Annotated in this window: 16 protein-coding genes; 4 read left to right on the plus strand and 12 right to left on the minus strand. The window is 55.0% G+C overall.

The window, feature by feature from the left end:
- Nucleotides 1-106: 106 nt before the first annotated feature.
- Entirely contained in the window at nt 107-1,216 is a 1,110-nt protein-coding gene (gene ribD, locus IBT47_RS07990) for a bifunctional diaminohydroxyphosphoribosylaminopyrimidine deaminase/5-amino-6-(5-phosphoribosylamino)uracil reductase RibD (RefSeq protein WP_200560034.1), read from the minus strand.
- Between the two features lie 4 nt (nt 1,217-1,220).
- Nucleotides 1,221-1,670, minus strand: coding sequence for a transcriptional regulator NrdR (gene nrdR, locus IBT47_RS07995; protein WP_105590775.1), 450 nt, complete (start codon nt 1,668-1,670; stop codon nt 1,221-1,223).
- A 188-nt stretch (nt 1,671-1,858) separates the two neighbouring features.
- On the opposite strand from nrdR, the gene IBT47_RS08000 reads away from it, so the two are divergent.
- Nucleotides 1,859-2,428 carry a DUF3251 domain-containing protein gene (locus tag IBT47_RS08000; RefSeq protein ID WP_200560035.1) on the plus strand — a complete coding sequence of 190 codons (570 nt, stop codon included), beginning with the start codon at nt 1,859-1,861 and terminating at the stop codon, nt 2,426-2,428.
- A gap of 47 nt (nt 2,429-2,475) precedes the next feature.
- Here IBT47_RS08000 and secF read toward each other — a convergent pair whose 3' ends face one another.
- The 5 genes from secF to queA form a co-directional block, all read right to left on the minus strand.
- Nucleotides 2,476-3,417 (minus strand): protein translocase subunit SecF, encoded by a 942-nt coding sequence (gene secF / locus IBT47_RS08005; protein ID WP_234471790.1) that lies wholly within the window; start codon nt 3,415-3,417, stop codon nt 2,476-2,478.
- 37 nt (nt 3,418-3,454) lie between these two features.
- Nucleotides 3,455-5,302: a protein translocase subunit SecD gene (gene secD, locus IBT47_RS08010; RefSeq protein WP_200560036.1), complete on the minus strand. Its 1,848-nt coding sequence runs from the start codon at nt 5,300-5,302 to the stop codon at nt 3,455-3,457.
- A 26-nt stretch (nt 5,303-5,328) separates the two neighbouring features.
- Nucleotides 5,329-5,658, minus strand: coding sequence for a preprotein translocase subunit YajC (gene yajC / locus IBT47_RS08015; RefSeq protein WP_056233931.1), 330 nt, complete (start codon nt 5,656-5,658; stop codon nt 5,329-5,331).
- A gap of 17 nt (nt 5,659-5,675) precedes the next feature.
- Nucleotides 5,676-6,806: a tRNA guanosine(34) transglycosylase Tgt gene (tgt, locus tag IBT47_RS08020; protein WP_105590771.1), complete on the minus strand. Its 1,131-nt coding sequence runs from the start codon at nt 6,804-6,806 to the stop codon at nt 5,676-5,678.
- Between the two features lie 73 nt (nt 6,807-6,879).
- On the minus strand, nt 6,880-7,953 hold the full coding sequence (queA, locus tag IBT47_RS08025) for a tRNA preQ1(34) S-adenosylmethionine ribosyltransferase-isomerase QueA (protein WP_200560065.1): 1,074 nt from the start codon (nt 7,951-7,953) through the stop codon (nt 6,880-6,882).
- A gap of 125 nt (nt 7,954-8,078) precedes the next feature.
- Between queA and IBT47_RS08030 the strand changes: the two genes are divergently transcribed.
- The 3 genes from IBT47_RS08030 to IBT47_RS08040 all read left to right on the plus strand — a co-directional run bounded on the left by IBT47_RS08030 (nt 8,079) and on the right by IBT47_RS08040 (nt 10,677).
- Nucleotides 8,079-8,660 carry an ACP phosphodiesterase gene (locus tag IBT47_RS08030; RefSeq protein WP_200545518.1) on the plus strand — a complete coding sequence of 194 codons (582 nt, stop codon included), beginning with the start codon at nt 8,079-8,081 and terminating at the stop codon, nt 8,658-8,660.
- Between the two features lie 198 nt (nt 8,661-8,858).
- The gene (locus IBT47_RS08035; protein ID WP_056233921.1) at nt 8,859-9,461 is read left to right on the plus strand and encodes a peroxiredoxin C; all 603 of its coding nucleotides are present in this window, start codon (nt 8,859-8,861) and stop codon (nt 9,459-9,461) included.
- A gap of 226 nt (nt 9,462-9,687) precedes the next feature.
- Nucleotides 9,688-10,677 carry a LacI family DNA-binding transcriptional regulator gene (locus tag IBT47_RS08040; RefSeq protein ID WP_200560037.1) on the plus strand — a complete coding sequence of 330 codons (990 nt, stop codon included), beginning with the start codon at nt 9,688-9,690 and terminating at the stop codon, nt 10,675-10,677.
- Nucleotides 10,678-10,751: 74 nt separating this feature from the next.
- Here the strand turns inward: IBT47_RS08040 and proY are convergent, their stop codons facing one another.
- The 5 genes from proY to phoR form a co-directional block, all read right to left on the minus strand.
- A complete protein-coding gene (proY, locus tag IBT47_RS08045) occupies nt 10,752-12,101 on the minus strand; it encodes a proline-specific permease ProY (RefSeq protein ID WP_200560038.1) in 1,350 nt (449 codons plus the stop codon).
- 53 nt (nt 12,102-12,154) lie between these two features.
- The gene (gene brnQ / locus IBT47_RS08050; RefSeq protein WP_200560039.1) at nt 12,155-13,477 is read right to left on the minus strand and encodes a branched-chain amino acid transport system II carrier protein; all 1,323 of its coding nucleotides are present in this window, start codon (nt 13,475-13,477) and stop codon (nt 12,155-12,157) included.
- Nucleotides 13,478-13,885: 408 nt separating this feature from the next.
- Complete coding sequence (locus tag IBT47_RS08055; protein WP_200560040.1) at nt 13,886-14,986, minus strand: cobalamin-independent methionine synthase II family protein; 1,101 nt, start codon at nt 14,984-14,986, stop codon at nt 13,886-13,888.
- A gap of 209 nt (nt 14,987-15,195) precedes the next feature.
- Nucleotides 15,196-16,119 carry a PstS family phosphate ABC transporter substrate-binding protein gene (locus IBT47_RS08060; RefSeq protein WP_200560041.1) on the minus strand — a complete coding sequence of 308 codons (924 nt, stop codon included), beginning with the start codon at nt 16,117-16,119 and terminating at the stop codon, nt 15,196-15,198.
- An 18-nt stretch (nt 16,120-16,137) separates the two neighbouring features.
- Complete coding sequence (phoR, locus tag IBT47_RS08065; RefSeq protein ID WP_105590764.1) at nt 16,138-17,451, minus strand: phosphate regulon sensor histidine kinase PhoR; 1,314 nt, start codon at nt 17,449-17,451, stop codon at nt 16,138-16,140.
- Nucleotide 17,452: the final 1 nt, after the last annotated feature.

The raw sequence follows: 17,452 nt of genomic DNA on the forward strand, positions 1-17,452 counted from the left end.
GTTTGGCCCCGCAGGGGGGCGGATTCTATCACACTCTTAATCCGTCTGCTTGCTTTTGCGCAAACGGAATGCAGGCAAAAATCTTCGCTGGGGGCGAGCCGTTAACTCAGCGGTATTTCGGCGTGAGCGTCAGGCGCACATCAGGCCCCACCTGGCGAACATCGCTGAAGGAAAATTCCGGCGCATCGGCCAGACGCTCCAGCCCAGGCAGATGGCACAGACCACGCCCTGCATCGCCCAGCAGTTTCGGTGCCAGATAAACAATCAGCTCGTCGACTACGCCCGCCTGCAACAACGCGCCGGCAAACTGTGCCCCGGCTTCCACCCACACGCTGTTGATTTGTTTTTTACCCAGCAGCATAAACATCGAAACCAGATCGATCCGGTTATGGTGGCGCGGCACGCTAAACTGGGTCACATTGTCCGGCCACGATTGCGCATCGATTTCGTTACGCGCCAGCCAGGTTTCCCCGGATTGTGCAATAAGTCGATGCTGTGGCGTGACGCGATTCTGGCTGTCTACGATAATTCTCACCGGCTGGCGCAAATCTTCTGCGGCATAGCGTGAACGGATGCTGGCATCCAGCTCATCATAACGCACCGTCAGCGACGGATTATCGGCCAGTACGGTTGCGCTGGTGCTGAGAATGGCAGAGCTTTGCGCCCGCAGCCTCTGCACGTCACGCCTTGCCTCAGGCGAGGTAATCCACTGACTTTCACCGCTGGCCATTGCCGTGCGGCCATCCAGCGAGGCACCCAGCTTTAGCTGCACCCACGGGAATCCGGTGCGCATCCGCTTGAGGAATCCCCGGTTCAGCGCTTCTGCTTCCTGCATCATCAGGCCGTGGCTGACGTCAATGCCAGCCTGCTGCAAACGATACAGCCCTCGCCCGGCCACTTGCGGATTGGGATCTTGCATCGCTGCAACCACCCGACTCACGCCTGCCGCCGTCAGCGCGTCACAGCAGGGGGGCGTGCGTCCATGGTGACTACAGGGTTCAAGGGTGACATAGGCGGTGGCACCGCGGGCTTTATCGCCCGCCATTCGCAGCGCATGCACTTCGGCATGCGGCTCACCGGCTCGACGGTGATAGCCCTCACCCACAATTTCACCGTCACGAACAATAACGCAGCCAACGTTTGGATTAGGCGTAGTGGTAAAGCAACCAAGGCGCGCCAGCTCAAGCGCACGCGCCATATAGAATTCATCACGCATCGCATCAGTCCTGTAAGCGGGCGATCTCTTCGCCAAATTCCCGAATATCTTCAAAGCTGCGATAGACCGAGGCGAAACGGATATAAGCCACTTTATCCAGCTTTTTCAGCTCGTCCATCACCAGATTACCAATCATCTTACTGGCCACTTCACGCTCGCCGGTCGCACGCAGCTGGCTTTTGATATGGCTGAGCGCGGTTTCGACCGCATCAGAATTGACCGGGCGTTTCTCCAGCGCTTTCATCAGACCGCTACGCAGTTTGTCTTCATTAAACGGTTCGCGCACGTCGTTGCTCTTAACCACACGCGGCATCACCAGTTCGGCAACTTCGAAAGTCGTAAAGCGCTCATGACACACCAGGCACTGGCGACGACGACGCACCGAAGTTCCCTCCCCCACCAGGCGGGAGTCGATCACTTTGGTATCCACGGCGGAACAGAATGGGCAATGCATGATGCGTCCTGATATTCCTTGAAATTGACGGTTAGTGTAACGCGAACGAAGCCGCCTGCCAAAGCCACGCGGCGCAAAACTGCATGACTTTATGCGGCGCGGGCCGCAAAAGACAGCTTTTCGGGGCAGGCTATTCAGACCGCTTTGCTCTAAGATAAAAGCAAATGTTCATCAGAAGGAAATGAATAATGACAACGGCTTATCTGAAACTGTCATTAATTGCGTCGCTGCTGGCGCTGGCCGGCTGTTCCAGCGCACCGTCGCAGCCGAAAATCAACCAGCTGCATAATGAAGTCGGCAAGCTGAGTAAGGAAATGCGCCAGCTCACCCGCCAGGCGAGCGCGCTGGAACAGCAGGGGCATCTTAATAGCGGTACTGCTCAAGGGGCCTGGCTGCTGCCGCTGGCGAATACCGGGGTGATCCTGAAAAGCCAGGCGGGCGATCTGAAGCTGTCCTTAAGCCACGTTCAGAGCGAAGCTAACGGCACGCGTGCCACGCTGGATATTCGTGCAACCGGCGACGCAACGCTGCCGTCGTTCAGTGCAGAAGTGGAATGGGGCGAGCTGGATAGCGCCACCGGTCAGCCGTTGAGTATCAGCAGTATGTCGCAAAAAATTGAGGTCGCCAGCACACTATTGCCACGCAGCCAGGTCAGCGTGCCGCTGCGGCTGAGCAATCTGTCACCGGAGCAACTGGGGTACGTGCGCGTGCATGATGTGGTGGTGACTCCGCCAGCGGCAGCGGTCAGCATGCCATAAAAAAAGGGCCACATAATGTGGCCCTTCGCTTTATGACACTTCAGTCATTAAGGCAGAATCGAAGGCTGGTCTGCGCCCTCTTTTTCCACTTTCTGCTGGATCATATGTTCACGCTTCATGCCCAGTTTCAGCGCCAGCGCTGAAGAGACATAAATCGACGAGATAGTACCGATGGTGATACCGATCAGCATGGTCAGAGAGAAGCCTTTCAGCAACTCGCCACCAAAAATGAACAGGATCAGAACCATCGCCAGCGTCGTTGCCGAGGTGATAATGGTACGGCTCAGCGTCTGCGTCAGAGAGACGTTGGTGATATCGTAAGACGATCCGCGACGGATTTTGCGGAAGTTCTCACGAATACGATCCGAGACCACGATCTTATCGTTCAGCGAGTAGCCGATAACCGACATTAGCGAGGCAACGATAGTCAGATCGATCTCAACATGGAACAGAGAGAGCAGCCCCATGGTGATCACCACGTCGTGCGCCAGCGCCAGCACAGTACCCAGCGCCAGTCGCCACTCGAAGCGGAAACCGATATAGATCAGAATGGCAATCAGCGCAGAGAGCAGCGCCATGCCGCCTGCCGTCGCCAGATCGCTACCCACCGTCGGCCCGACGAACTCGATACGCTTAACGGTAGCATGCTGCTTAGTGGTGTCATTAATCACCGCCAGCACCTTGCTGCCCAGCTCCTGGCCCGCATTGCCTTCGTTCGGTGACATACGCACCATCACATCACGGCTGCTGCCAAAGTTCTGCACCTGCGGTTCTGCGAACCCGGCCTTCACCAGGCTTTCGCGCATCACGTCCAGATCGGTCGGATTTTCCAGGTTGATTTCAATCACCGTACCACCGGTGAAATCAAGCCCCCAGTTAAACCCACGTACACCGATAATCGCTACCGAGATAATCAGCAGCAGACCAGAGATGATGAACGCCAGCGTATCCCAGCGCATAAAGTCGACGACTTTACGCCCGTGATTCATTTGTTCAACACTATGTTCCTGTGACACAACGCACTCCTCAGATAGACAACTTGTTGATGCGTTTGCCGCCGTACATCAGATTAACGATGGCACGGGTGCCGATAATCGCGGTAAACATGGACGTTGCCACACCAATCGCCGTGGTGATAGCAAACCCTTTAATCGAGCCGGTACCCACTGCGTACAGAATGATAACTTTAATCAGCGTAGTTACGTTGGCATCAACGATACTGGAGAACGCACCTTTGTAGCCTTCATGAATCGCCTGCTGAACGGAACGCCCGTTACGCAGCTCTTCTTTGATACGCTCGTTTATCAGTACGTTAGCATCGACCGCAACCGCCAGCGTCAGTACGATACCGGCAATACCCGGCATCGTCAGCGTTGCGCCCGGCAGCAGCGACATAATGCCGACAATCAGCACCAGGTTAGCTAACAGCGCGCTGGTCGCCACCAGGCCGAATTTTTTGTACCACACGACCATAAAGATGATCGAAGCGATCAGGCCCCACAGGCAGGCTTCCAGACCCTGAGTGATGTTCTGCTGACCCATAGTCGGGCCAATAGTACGCTCTTCAACAATCTGGATTGGCGCAATCAACGCACCGGCACGCAGCAGCAGCGACAGCTGACGGGCTTCGTTCGGATTGCTGATGCCGGTAATACGGAAGCTGTTACCCAAACGAGACTGGATATTCGCCACGTTAATCACTTCTTCCTGTTTCACCAGAATCGCACGGCCGTTGGCGTCTTTCTTCCCGCTGTCTTTATATTCAACAAACAGGGTTGCCATCGCTTTGCCGACGTTGTCTTTGGTGAAATTAGACATGATGTTACCGCCAGCGCTGTCCAGGGAGATATTAACCTGTGGCTGATTGTACTCATCCATGCTTGAGGTAGAGTCAGTAATATGGTCACCGGTGAGGATCACGCGTTTGTACAGCACAACCGGCTGGCCATCACGCGTATCTTTCACTTCAGAGTCACCAGGAACACGGCCGTTTGCTGCCGCTGTTGCATCCACGCTGGTGTTAACCAGGCGGAACTCCAGCGTTGCCGTTGCACCGAGGATTTCTTTCGCACGCGCGGTGTCCTGAATACCCGGCAGTTCAACCACAATGCGGTCCGCACCCTGGCGCTGCACCAGCGGCTCGGCTACGCCCAGCTGGTTAACACGGTTTCGCAGGATGTTGATGTTCTGCTGTACCGCATATTCACGCGCTTCACGCAGACGTTCGTCGCTCATTACCGCAGTCAGCGCATTGCTGCCGCTGCTACTGATGACCATGTCACGGTGACGGCTCGTCAGATAGCTAACAGCCTGATTACGCGCATCCGCATCGCGGAAACGAATCTCCATGCCGTAGTTGTCAGTTTTACGAACGTTAACGTAAGGAATATTTTTTTCACGCAGATCGCTACGCAGGCTATCGATATTTTGCTCCTGGAGTTTACCCAGAGCAGTATCCATATCAACTTCCATCAGGAAATGCACGCCGCCGCGCAGGTCAAGACCGAGTTTCATCGGCTCTGCGTTCAGCATTGACAGCCAGGTGGGTGTAGCCGGCGCAAGGTTAAGCGCCACAACGTAATTCTCGCCAAGAACCTTCATAATCGCTTCACGAGCGCGCAGCTGCACGTCGGTATTAGCGAAACGCGCCATAATAGCGCCGTTTTCCAGGGCAATAGATTTGCTCTGGATATCATCTTCTTTTAATGCGTTTTGGATCTGAACCAGCGTTTGCTCACTGGCGGCGCTTCCGCGCGCACCAGTGATCTGAACAGCCGGATCCTCACCATAAAGGTTAGGCAGTGCATACAGCAGACCGACGAGTAATACGACGATCAGCATGATGTACTTCCATAAAGGATAACGGTTTAACACGGCAGTTCCCTTAGGGACATCAAAAATTACAGCGCCTTCATCGAACCTTTCGGCAGAACGGCAGCTACGAAGTCACGTTTGACCACAACTTCAGTGGTTTCGTTCAGCGCGATAGCGACATAACCAGTTTCCGCTACTTTCGTAACGCGGCCTACCAGGCCACCGGTGGTCAGCACTTCATCACCCTTAGAGATTGAGTCCATCAGTTTTTTGTGCTCTTTCGCACGTTTCTGCTGAGGGCGCAGGATCATGAAATAGAAAATCAGACCAAATACAACCAGCATAATCACCAGAGAGTAAGGACTTCCCTGTGATGGTGCTGCAGCTGCCACGGCATCAGAAATGAACAAGCTCATTAAAATTCCCTCATTGTTTAATTATCAGACGTTAATGGCGGAACCGCCGTCCCCGTCCGTTGGTAAAATTCAGTCACGAAGTGCTCTAATTTACCTTCTTCAATAGCCTTGCGTAAACCCGCCATCAGGCGCTGGTAATAACGCAGATTATGAATGGTATTCAGTCGCGCTCCTAAAATCTCATTACAGCGATCGAGATGGTACAAATAGGCACGGCTGTAATTGCGACAGGTGTAGCAATCACACTCGGCATCCAGCGGAGACGTGTCATCTTTATACTTCGCGTTACGGATTTTCACCACACCGTCGGTGACGAACAGATGTCCGTTACGCGCATTGCGGGTTGGCATCACGCAGTCGAACATATCAATACCACGACGGACGCCTTCAACCAGATCCTGTGGCTTACCCACACCCATTAAGTAGCGCGGTTTATCTTCAGGAAGCTGCGGACAAACGTGCTCCAGAATACGGTGCATGTCCTCTTTTGGCTCGCCGACCGCCAGGCCGCCCACAGCGTACCCATCAAAGCCGATCTCCACCAGTCCTTTAACCGAGACATCGCGTAAATCTTCGTAAACACTACCCTGAATGATGCCGAACAGCGCGTTTTTATTCCCAAGCGAATCAAAGCGATCGCGGCTACGCTGCGCCCAGCGCAGGGACATTTCCATAGAACGCTTGGCATAATCCCAGTCGGCCGGGTATGGCGTACACTCATCGAAAATCATCACGATATCAGAGCCGAGATCGTACTGAATTTCCATCGATTTTTCAGGATCGAGGAAGATCGCATCACCGTTGATCGGGTTACGGAAATGTACGCCCTTCTCGGTGATCTTACGAATATCACCCAGGCTGAAGACCTGGAAACCACCGGAGTCTGTCAGGATCGGTCCTTTCCACTGCATAAAATCATGCAGATCGCCGTGCAGCTTCATGATTTCCTGGCCAGGACGCAGCCATAAATGGAAGGTGTTGCCCAGAATAATCTGCGCCCCCGTCGCTTCGACTTCTTCCGGGGTCATGCCTTTCACCGTGCCGTACGTGCCCACGGGCATAAAGGCCGGGGTTTCTACCACGCCACGGTCAAAAACCAGGCGACCACGACGGGCGCGGCCGTCGGTAGTATCTAATTCAAACTTCACATTGCCTCCACCGAAGAAACAGTTCGATGTTAATGGTGATCAAAGGGACAGCCGATGCCGTCCTTTGGAAAAATCAGCCCTGCCCCGGGATCTCGTGGCAGGCCTGCGAATTACGGGTAATAAACATCGCGTCACCATAGCTGAAGAAACGATATTCCTGTGCTACCGCCTGCTGATAGGCATACATGGTATTTTTATAACCAGCAAAGGCAGACACCAGCATAATCAGCGTGGACTCCGGCAGGTGGAAGTTAGTCACCAGCGCGTCAATGACCTGATAGTGATAGCCCGGATAGATAAAGATTTTGGTATCGCCAAAGAACGGCGCAATCAGCGCATCGCCAGCGGCCTGCGCGGCGCTCTCCAGCGAACGAACCGAGGTGGTGCCCACGGCGATCACCCGATTGCCGCGCGCCTTACAGGCCAGCACCGCATCCACCACATCCTGCGGCACTTCCGCATATTCGGCGTGCATAATGTGGTCTTCAATGCTGTCCACCCGCACCGGCTGGAAGGTTCCCGCACCAACGTGCAGGGTAACAAATGCCGTTTCCACACCTTTCTCGCGCAGCGCGGCCAGCAGAGGTTCGTCAAAATGCAGACCGGCGGTAGGAGCCGCAACGGCGCCAGGTTTCTGGCTGTACACCGTCTGATAAAGCTCGCGGTCTACTTCTTCATCCGGACGATCGATATACGGCGGCAGCGGCATATGGCCGATATCATTCAGAATATCCAGCACCGCACGCGGGTCGTTAAATTCAATTTCAAACAGCGTGTCATGGCGTGCGGTCATCGTTGCTTGAACGCTTTCATCTTCGCCCAGCAGCAGTGCGCTGCCCGGTTTTGGAGATTTGGACGAGCGCACATGGGCCAGCACACGCTTGTCATCCAGCATGCGCTCAATCAGCACTTCGATTTTCCCGCCGCTGGCCTTGCGGCCAAAAATACGTGCCGGGATCACCCGCGTATTGTTAAACACCAGCAGGTCACCGGGATTAAGTTTGTCCAGTAAGTCGGTGAACACCCCGTGCGTCAGCGCGCCATCCTCACCGTTTAACGACAGCAGACGGCACCCGCTGCGCTGGGCCTGCGGATAGTGGGCAATCAAAGATTCTGGTAACTCAAAAGAAAAATCGGCAACGCGCATGGTCATTCACATTCAGGGAAATCAGGGCGCATATTCTAGCTGAAAAACGGCAACTTCTAAACCTGCCCTTGATCTTTCATGCCGTCGTTGCAAAGCCGTGGATAAAAATAAGATATAGTAGGCGCATGAACTATCTCGCTCACCTCCATCTTGCCACGCTTGCCAACAGTTCGCTGCTGGGCAATTTGATGGCCGACTACATTCGCGGCAATCCGCAGCAGCAGTTTTCTGCCGATATTGCCGAAGGAATTGCCCTGCACCGACGTATCGATGCGCTGACCGATTCGCTGCCGGAAGTCCGTGCTGCGCGGCAGTTGTTTCGTCCGGAAACGAAGCGCGTTGCGCCTATTACTCTGGACGTTATCTGGGATCATTTCCTGTCACATCACTGGGCTAAACTGGTGCCGGAAATTTCCCTGCCAGCTTTTTTGTCTCATGTTAAAAGTGTGATCGAGCCACAATTGCCGGGTACGCCGGAAGGTTTTCAGACTCTTAATCATTACTTATGGCGAGACCGCTGGATGGAGCGTTATGCCGCCGCGCCCTATTTACAAAATGTGCTACGAGGAATGGCCAGCCGCCGCCCACGCCTGGCGGCACTGAGCGAGAGTTATTACGATTTTGAAGAAAATTATCAACAACTTGAAGACTTTTTTTGGCAGTTGTATCCGCAGATGATGGATCGGGCGGCCCGGCAAATTCTGTGAAGTAGCCCCAGACTGACTTAGCGGTTGCCCTTTTCAATAAAAAGGTTATTGTATGATACTGTTTTAGTATTAACCTTTCTTTTGATAGGCGTAACCTATCTGAATAATCGGCGTATTACGCTGGCTCGCGGCAGGATGCACACTTTATACTTCCCGCATCTTGTCACCTTCATCCAACTTACTTTTACAGGAGTGAACATGGTCCTGGTAACTCGTCCAGCCCCAGATTTTACCGCCGCAGCCGTACTGGGCAACGGTGAGATCGTAGAGAACTTCAACTTTAAAAAACACACCGCTGGTAAAGCCACCGTTGTGTTCTTTTGGCCAATGGACTTCACCTTCGTCTGCCCTTCTGAGCTGATCGCTTTCGACAAGCGTTATGCTGAATTCCAGAAGCGCGGCGTTGAAGTTGTGGGTGTTTCCTTCGACTCAGAGTTCGTCCACAACGCGTGGCGTAAAACTCCGGTTGATAAAGGCGGCATCGGCGAAGTGCAGTACGCAATGGTTGCCGACATCAAACGTGAAATCCAGAAAGCCTACGGTATTGAGCATCCGGACGCGGGCGTTGCCCTGCGCGGCTCTTTCCTGATCGACAAAGCCGGTGTGGTTCGCCACCAGGTTGTTAACGATCTGCCACTGGGTCGTAACGTTGATGAAATGCTGCGTATGGTTGACGCGCTGCAGTTCCACGAAGAGCATGGCGAAGTGTGCCCGGCTCAGTGGGAAAAAGGCAAAGAAGGTATGGGCGCTTCGCCAGAAGGCGTGGCGAAATACCTGTCTGAAAACGCCGCTAAACTGTAATTTCAGCTCTGCAAAAAAACTCGCTTCGGCGAGTTTTTTTTTGCCTTAATTTCCCCCGACCCTGCAATTATTGTTACTAAGTTGTTGAAGGCACCTTTTGCCAGGCTGATGAAAACGGTTTTTATCCATTATATCTGGACCCGCCCCGCAACCACCAACCGCCAGTAACCGGATTACGGCGGCAGGGCTAAGATTTCATGCTTGCGACAATAGACAGGGAGTTGCAATGGCGTCAGATAATAAAAACTGGATTACGGCAGCCGATGTTGCCCGTCATGCAGGGGTTTCACGTTCAGCGGTATCACGTACGTTTACACCCGGGGCCTCCGTCTCGGAGCAAACCCGCCAGCGCGTTCTGGCCTCGGCAAATGAACTGGGTTATCAGGTCAACATTATTGCCAGAACGATGATAACCGGCAGCAGCAACTTCGTTGGCCTGATTTCCACCAGTTTCGACAATCCCTTTAACAGCAGGCTGCTGGTCTCGTTGATTCATCATCTGACGCTGCACGGTTTTATGCCACTGCTGTTGAATATAAGCGGGCCGCATCAGCTCGAACCCGCACTGTACAAGCTACTTAGCTACCATATCACCGGAGTGATCATGACCTCGGGTACGCCCCCCCTTGCTCTGGCCCGCGAGTATCTGGCAAAGAAAATCCCGGTCGTGCTGGTTAACCGCTATGCCTGTCTGCCGGGCATCGATCGCATTTGCAGTGATAATACTCAGGGCGCAACCCAGGTTGCAGAGCTGTTTGTTGAACAAAATCTGCGACAGCTGGCTTTTATTGGAGAGAACCGGCACAGCTTTAATACCGCTGAGCGCTGGCGAGCCTTTCGTGCCGCTCTCCCAGCAACACCGCCCGTGGCCCATTTCTGCGATCGGGACAGCTATCAGTGCGGTTGGGATGCAGCGGAAACTGTCTTAAGAGCACAGCCCGATCTCGAGGGAATTTTCTGTGCCAGCGATATGCTGGCGATGGGAGCGATGGACTACCTTCGCCAGTCAGCACAAAACACCGATGTCAAAGTGGTCGGGTTTGATGATATCCCGCAGGCGAGTTATGCCGCCTACAGCTTGACGACCGTACGCCAGGATACCGATCGGTTAGCGCTGTTTTCCGTTGACTCCCTGCTCAAGCGCATTGAGAACTTTTCCCGCCCTTCACTCGAGCAGTCCGTACCGGTTGATCTGGTTCGCCGCTGTTCTGCCTGATACAAAAAAACCGCCATCCTCACGGATCGCGGTTTTTTTTTAACTTCACTGACAGCTACACGACTCTATGTAACCTATTTGCGTCGCTTCACCCACTGCCAGCTCACCAACAGCAGCAGAATCCACGCAATACCGACGTACAGCGATACGCGGGTATCCGGGAAGTAGCCGATCAGGCCAATAATAAAGACCAGGAAGAGAATACCCACCGTTGCGGTAAATGGCCCGCCCGGCAAGGCAAATGCCAGTTCCTTCTTCTGCTCGGCGCTCAGCGTGCGGCGGAAGCCAATCTGGGAGAACAGGATCATAATCCACACCCAAACGGTCGCGAACGTCGCCAGCGAAGCAATCACCAGGAATACTTTCTCCGGCATCAGATAGTTCAGATACACCGCCACCAGCATGGCGGCCATCATGGCCATCACCGTGACCCACGGCACGCCCCGGCGGGACACGTTTGAGAAGACCTTTGGTGCATGTCCCTGCTCTGCCATGCCGTGCATCATACGCCCGACGCCGAAGACGTCGCTGTTAATCGCCGACAGTGACGCAGTGACCACCACAAAGTTGAGGATGGCTGCCGCTGCCGCAATGCCCATATGCTGGAAAGTCAGCACGAACGGACTGCCGTTGGTTCCCACCTGGTTCCACGGGTAGATGGACATAATGACGAATAGCGTACCAACGTAGAACACCAGAATACGTAGCGGTACCGCATTAATTGCCCGTGGAATTGAGGTCTGTGGATCTTTCGCCTCACCGGCGGTGATACCAATAATCTCAATCCCGCCATAGGCAAACATCACCACCTGCAGCGACAGCATCATGCCGATCCAGCCGTTGGGGAAGAATCCGCCATTGGTCCACAGATTACTGATGCCGGTTGGTTGCCCGCCGTTGCCGAGGCCCCAGACAATAATACCAATACCGGCGACAATCATGATGATGATGGTGGCCACTTTGAACAGCGACAGCCAGAACTCCACCTCACCAAACACTTTCACCGTGGCGAGGTTAATAGCCCCGATAATCATCACCACGCTCAACACCCAGATCCAGTGCGGCACATCCGGGAACCAGAAGCCCATATAGATACCGAACGCGGTAACGTCAGCAATCGCTACGATGAGGATTTCAAAGCAGTAGGTCCAGCCGGTGATATAACCTGCCAGCGGGCCGAGGTAGTCCTGCGCATAGCGCGAGAAGGAGCTGGCCTGAGGATTGTTGACCGACATTTCGCCCAGTGCACGCATAATGATATACGCCACCGCACCGCCGATCAGATAGGCCAGAATAACGCTGGGACCGGCCATCTTGATAGCATCTGCCGAACCGTAAAACAGCCCGGTTCCGATTGCCGAACCCAGGGCCATAAAACGAATATGGCGGGTGCTCAGTCCCTTTTTAAGTGTCGAACTTGTCATCTATACACCTGTCGACCCCTTACCTGATGAGGTAAGGGGAAGTTTTACAACGCTTATTGCTGATGCGCAGTAACCGACTGGTGGCCTGACACGCGATCGTATACGGCTACCAATACCAGCATCACCAGTGAAGGTGGCAACCATGCCAGTCCCTGATCCGCCAGCGGCAGATTTTGGGCAAACCCAGGCAGCAAGGCCTTAAATTCCGTGGTTTTGATGGCGTCAATAATACCGAAAATCAGGCTCACTAACATCGGTAAAGCGATGATTCGGCTACTTTTGTGCCACCACTTCAGGGTGAAACTCAACAGAACCAGCACAATACACGGCGGATAAATCGCCGTCAGCACCGGAATAGAGAACTGGATCAGATGGCTCAGGCCCAGGTTGGACACCACCATGGAGAACAGGCCAAGGATAAACACCAGCTGGCGGTAAGTTAAAGGCAACAGGCCTTCAAAGAACTCCGCGCACGCACAGGTCAGGCCAACCGCGGTGACCATACAGGCCACAAAAATCAGCGCGGCCAGGAAGAAACTGCCCATACCACCGAAGGTGTGCTGCACATAGGCATGCAGAATAGCGGCACCGTTCGCCTGCTGATCGACAATCGATGCGCTGTCTGAACCCAGTTTGAACAGGCTGAGGTAAACCAGCGTCAGGCCAACACCAGCGATCAAACCGGCAATCACCGTATAGCGGGTCAGCAGCTTCGCGCTGTCGATACCGCGTGAGCGCGCGGCGTTGACGATTACGATACCGAACACCAGCGCGCCCAGCGTATCCATGGTCAGATAGCCGTTAACAAAGCCGCTGGAGAATGCCGCACGCTGATAGTCGTGGGTTGCCGGAGCAAGACCGCCGGCGGGCCACAGCAGAGCCGCGACGCCCAGGATGGTCAGCGCAACGATTTTCAGCGGTGCCAGCACGTGGCCGACGGTATCCAGCAGTTTGCCCGGATACAGAGAGATACCGATCACCAGCGCAAAGTAGATCAGGCTGTACACCAGCAGCGGCAGAGCGCCATCGCCGGTCAGCGGGGCAATACCCACTTCGAAGGAAACGGTGGCGGTACGCGGGGTGGCGAACAGCGGGCCCACGGCGAGGTAACAGACCGTTGCCAGCACTACGCCGGCCGCTTTACCGATTGGCGAGCTGAGGGCATCAATGCCGCCACCGACGCGCGCCAGTGCGATCACGGTGATCACCGGTAGGCCCACGGCGGTAATCAGGAAGCCGATTGCGGCGGTCCAGACGAATTCGCCGGACTGGATACCCACCATCGGCGGGAAAATAATGTTTCCGGCACCTACGAACAGGGCAAAAGTCATAAAGCCCAGCGCCAGAATATCTTTTGGAGTTAAACGATGCGTCATAAGGAACGGTGCTGCCTGTACTGGTATTGAATCGTGATGTCAGGTTTATCCCCTGTGTCGCCCGGTAAACGTTGCAAAATCAAGCTAATGCAGTGGAAACCACCGTGTATGAGCCAAACGGGCAGCGAATCAGAGCTGTTTATTTTCTATATGCAGGGGGATGATGAAAAAACGGAGGTAAGTAAAACGTTTATAGCGGAGAAAGGCAATACGGGATCTAAAAAGCAGTAGTATATAGCGTAAAAATAACAACAGGCAGCGTATATCATTAGTTAACGTGAATATCGCGTTACATGATTTGTATCTTTTTTATCCGACCCGGCGTTAATTTCTGCATTTTTACCTCACATGATGCACAAAAGGCGCGTAAAAACGCGCCTTATACACAAAATGACAGGGGTTAACGCCTTACCAGACGCGGTTAGCGATATCCACCACCAGACGCAGTTTGGCCCACTGCTGCGCTTCCGTCAGGCTGTTGCCCTCTTCGGTCGAGGCAAAGCCGCACTGCGGGCTGAGGCAGATCTGGTCGAGGCTGACGTACTGCGTCGCCTCTTTGATCCGCTGCTCCACCGTGGCCGCCTCTTCCAGCTCGCCGGTTTTGGTGGTGATCAGGCCCAGTACCACCTGCTGATTGCCCGGCTTGATAAAGCGCAGCGGCTCAAAGCCGCCGGAGCGCTCGTTATCGTATTCCAGGAAGAAATTATCAATATTCACGCCGCCGAACAGGATCTCCGCCACCGGCTCATAGCCACCTTCCGAGATCCAGGTTGAACGGAAGTTTCCACGGCACACATGCAGCCCGACAATCAGGTCATCCGGCTTCCCTTCCAGCGCCTTGTTCAGCACGCGGGCATAGGTCTGCGCCAGCTCTTCAGGGTTGTCGCCGCGCTCGCGAATTTCACGCTTCTGGTCGTCGGAGCACAGGTAAGCCCAGACGGTATCATCCAGCTGCAGATAGCGGCATCCGGCATCGTAGAACGCCTTGATCGCATCTTTATAGGTCTGGGCCAGATCGTCGAAGTAGTCTTTCAGATCGGGATAGACGGTGGCATCAATCACCTTACGGCCGCCGCGGAAGTGCAGCACGCTCGGGCTGGGGATAGTCATCTTCGCCACGGCATCACCGCTGATGCTTTGCAGGAAACGAAAATCTTCCAGCATCGGATGGTTGCTGAAGCCCAGTTTGCCGGTCACTTTCACGCCGCGCGCTTTGGTCTGTACGCCGTTAAACTGAATGCCCTGCTCGGCTTCATAGCGCTCCACGCCGTCCAGGCCGTCAAAGAAATCAAAGTGCCACCAGGCGCGGCGGAATTCGCCGTCGGTCACGACCTGCAGGCCCGCTTCACGCTGCAGATCGACAACCTTACGAATTTCAGCATCTTCAATGCGGCGCAGCGTGGCGGCGTCGATTTCACCGGCTTCAAACTGTTTACGTGCCTGCTTGATGGCCGCCGGGCGCAGAAAGCTGCCAACCACTTCGGCGCGATAATGGGTAGATGTTGTCATAGTCGGTTACTCCTGGCCTGCCATCCGGCGCATAATTTAGGGTAGTAATAATTACTACTGGTTATCTTTGGACATCTGGATGTCTACATGTCTGGTATTAAGAGTGTCATGAGAAACAGGCAGCGGCAAACGAGGAAAATTCATCGCAGTTGAAAAAAATTCATCTTACCAATGAGCAGCAACCGCGATTAAGACAGATAAAAAGAGGATTACGGTGCCAGCAGGCTCAGCGCGCGCTCGCGCTGCTGCTGTGAAAGCGGCAGATAACCGGCCTGGCTGACCAGCTTCTGACCATCCGGCGACAGTGCCAGACGCAGGAACGCGGCCGTCAGCGGCTCCAGCGGCTTTCCGGGGGCTTTATTGACGTAAATATAGAGCGGGCGGGCATAAGGATAGAGCCCGCTGCGGATATTTTCCGGGGTTGGCGCGATCCAGTCGCTGCCGCTGCGGGCCACCGGCACGGTTTTCACCCCGCTGATATGAAAGCCCGCGCTGGCGTAGCCAATGCTGTTCAGCGTACCGGCCACTGCCTGCACCACCGCCGCCGAACCGGGATACTCGCCGACATCTTTGCGGAAATCGCCGTTACACAACGCCTGCTGCTTGAAGAACCCCCAGGTGCCGGAGGCAGAGTTGCGGCCAAAGCGTTGAAGACCACGTGCGGACCAGCCCGGCTGCGTCAGCTGTAGATCGCCCCAGGTCACCGGCACTTTCCGCGCCCCGCAGCGGCGGGTAATCGAAAAGATAGCGTCCAGCTGCTGCACGTTCAGCCCGGGCAGCGGGTTGTCCTGATTGACCACCACCACCAGCGCATCCATCGCCACCGGTACTGCCAGCGGCGGATAACCATAGCTGTCCTCAAACAGCTGGCGTTCCGGGGCCTGCATCGGCCGGCTCATTGCCCCGAGCTGCGCGGCACCGGCCGCCAGCGCGGTAGGGGCGGTAGACGATCCCGCCGCCTGGATCTGCACATTGATCCCCGGATACTGACGGTTAAAGCTCTCGCCCCACAGCGCCATCAAATTGCCCAACGTATCAGAACCCACGCTGGACAAATTCCCCGCCAGCATGCCTTCGCGGGCCGGAGCAAGGGAAGTAAACAGCAGCAGCGCCAGCGCCATCAGCTTTTTCATAGCAAGAAACCCGTCAGATTAACGAACCGCATTCTCAACCAGTTCGGCGCTGACAATCAACCTTGGCGGCAGCTGGAAGCTGAAACAGGTTTCTTTATTCGGCTCGCTGGTGATATCCAGCCTGGCATTATGGTGGCTCAGCGCGTGCTTCACAATCGCCAGCCCCAGCCCGCTGCCGCCGGTCTGACGGGAGCGTGCCTTGTCCACCCGATAGAATCGCTCCGTCAGGCGCGGAATATGCTCGGCGGCAATGCCAGGGCCGTTATCCCGCACCTTAAACTGCGCGCCGTGGCTATTGCGCAGCCAGCTGATATCGATACGCGTTCCTTCCGGGGTGTGGTTTACCGCGTTATACACCAGATTAGAGATAGCGCTGTGCAGCTGCTCATCGTTGCCGTATACGCGCAGATGCGGGTCGGTGTGGAAGTGGATCTCATGGCGGCCATTACTGAGAGTTTCTGCCTCACGCTGCAAAATGCGCAGCATTCTGGGCACATCCACTTTTTCCTGCATATCCAGCGCCGGTGCGGCCTCAATGCGCGACAGTGTCAGCAACTGCTTCACCAGACTGTCCATCCGCCGGGTCTGCTCCTGCATGGTATGCAGCGCCTTGTCACGCACCCCACCCTCCAGCACTGAATCATTCATCATTTCCAGATATCCCTGCAAAACGGTCAGCGGCGTGCGCAGTTCATGGCTGACGTTGGCAAAGAAGTTACGACGCGCCCCCTCCAGCTGATGCATCTGCGTGACGTCCCTGGCTACCATCAGCCACTGGCCTTCACTGTAGGGCATCACGCGGAACTCAATATGGCGGTGATTGTTCAGCACCAGCGTCAGCGGGCGGCTGAAATCACGCTGGCGTAGATAGCGGGTAAATTCAGGATAGCGCAACAGGTTAAGGATATTCTGGCCGTTATCCTCAGGCCAGCGCAGCGCCAGCATCTGCTGGGCCAGGCCGTTACACCAGAAAATCGTCCCTTCTTCGGTGGTGAGAATCACCGCATCAGGCAGCGATTCCGCACCGCTGCGAAAGCGTTTAATCAGATGCCCCAGCTCACGACGGCGACGGCGGTTACGCGCCTGCATCTGATAAAGCCCGTAGAAAAGCGGCTCCCAGCTACCCCGTCCGCTTGGCGGGGTCATACTGCGGTCAACCCACAGCCAGTGAGAAAGGCGAAGTAAGTTATTGAAGTGGAAACCCAGCACGCAGAGCACTGAGACTAACAGCAGCCAGGGCAGATACCCGATCAGCAGCCCGAGCAGAAGCGCGGGCAGGCTGGCGAGCAGCAGCTCCAGAAATAATCTCTTCCAGGAGAGGCGTTCCAACACG

This window comes from Erwinia sp. S43 (assembly GCF_016624745.1).
Classification (GTDB): domain Bacteria; phylum Pseudomonadota; class Gammaproteobacteria; order Enterobacterales; family Enterobacteriaceae; genus Erwinia; species Erwinia coffeiphila.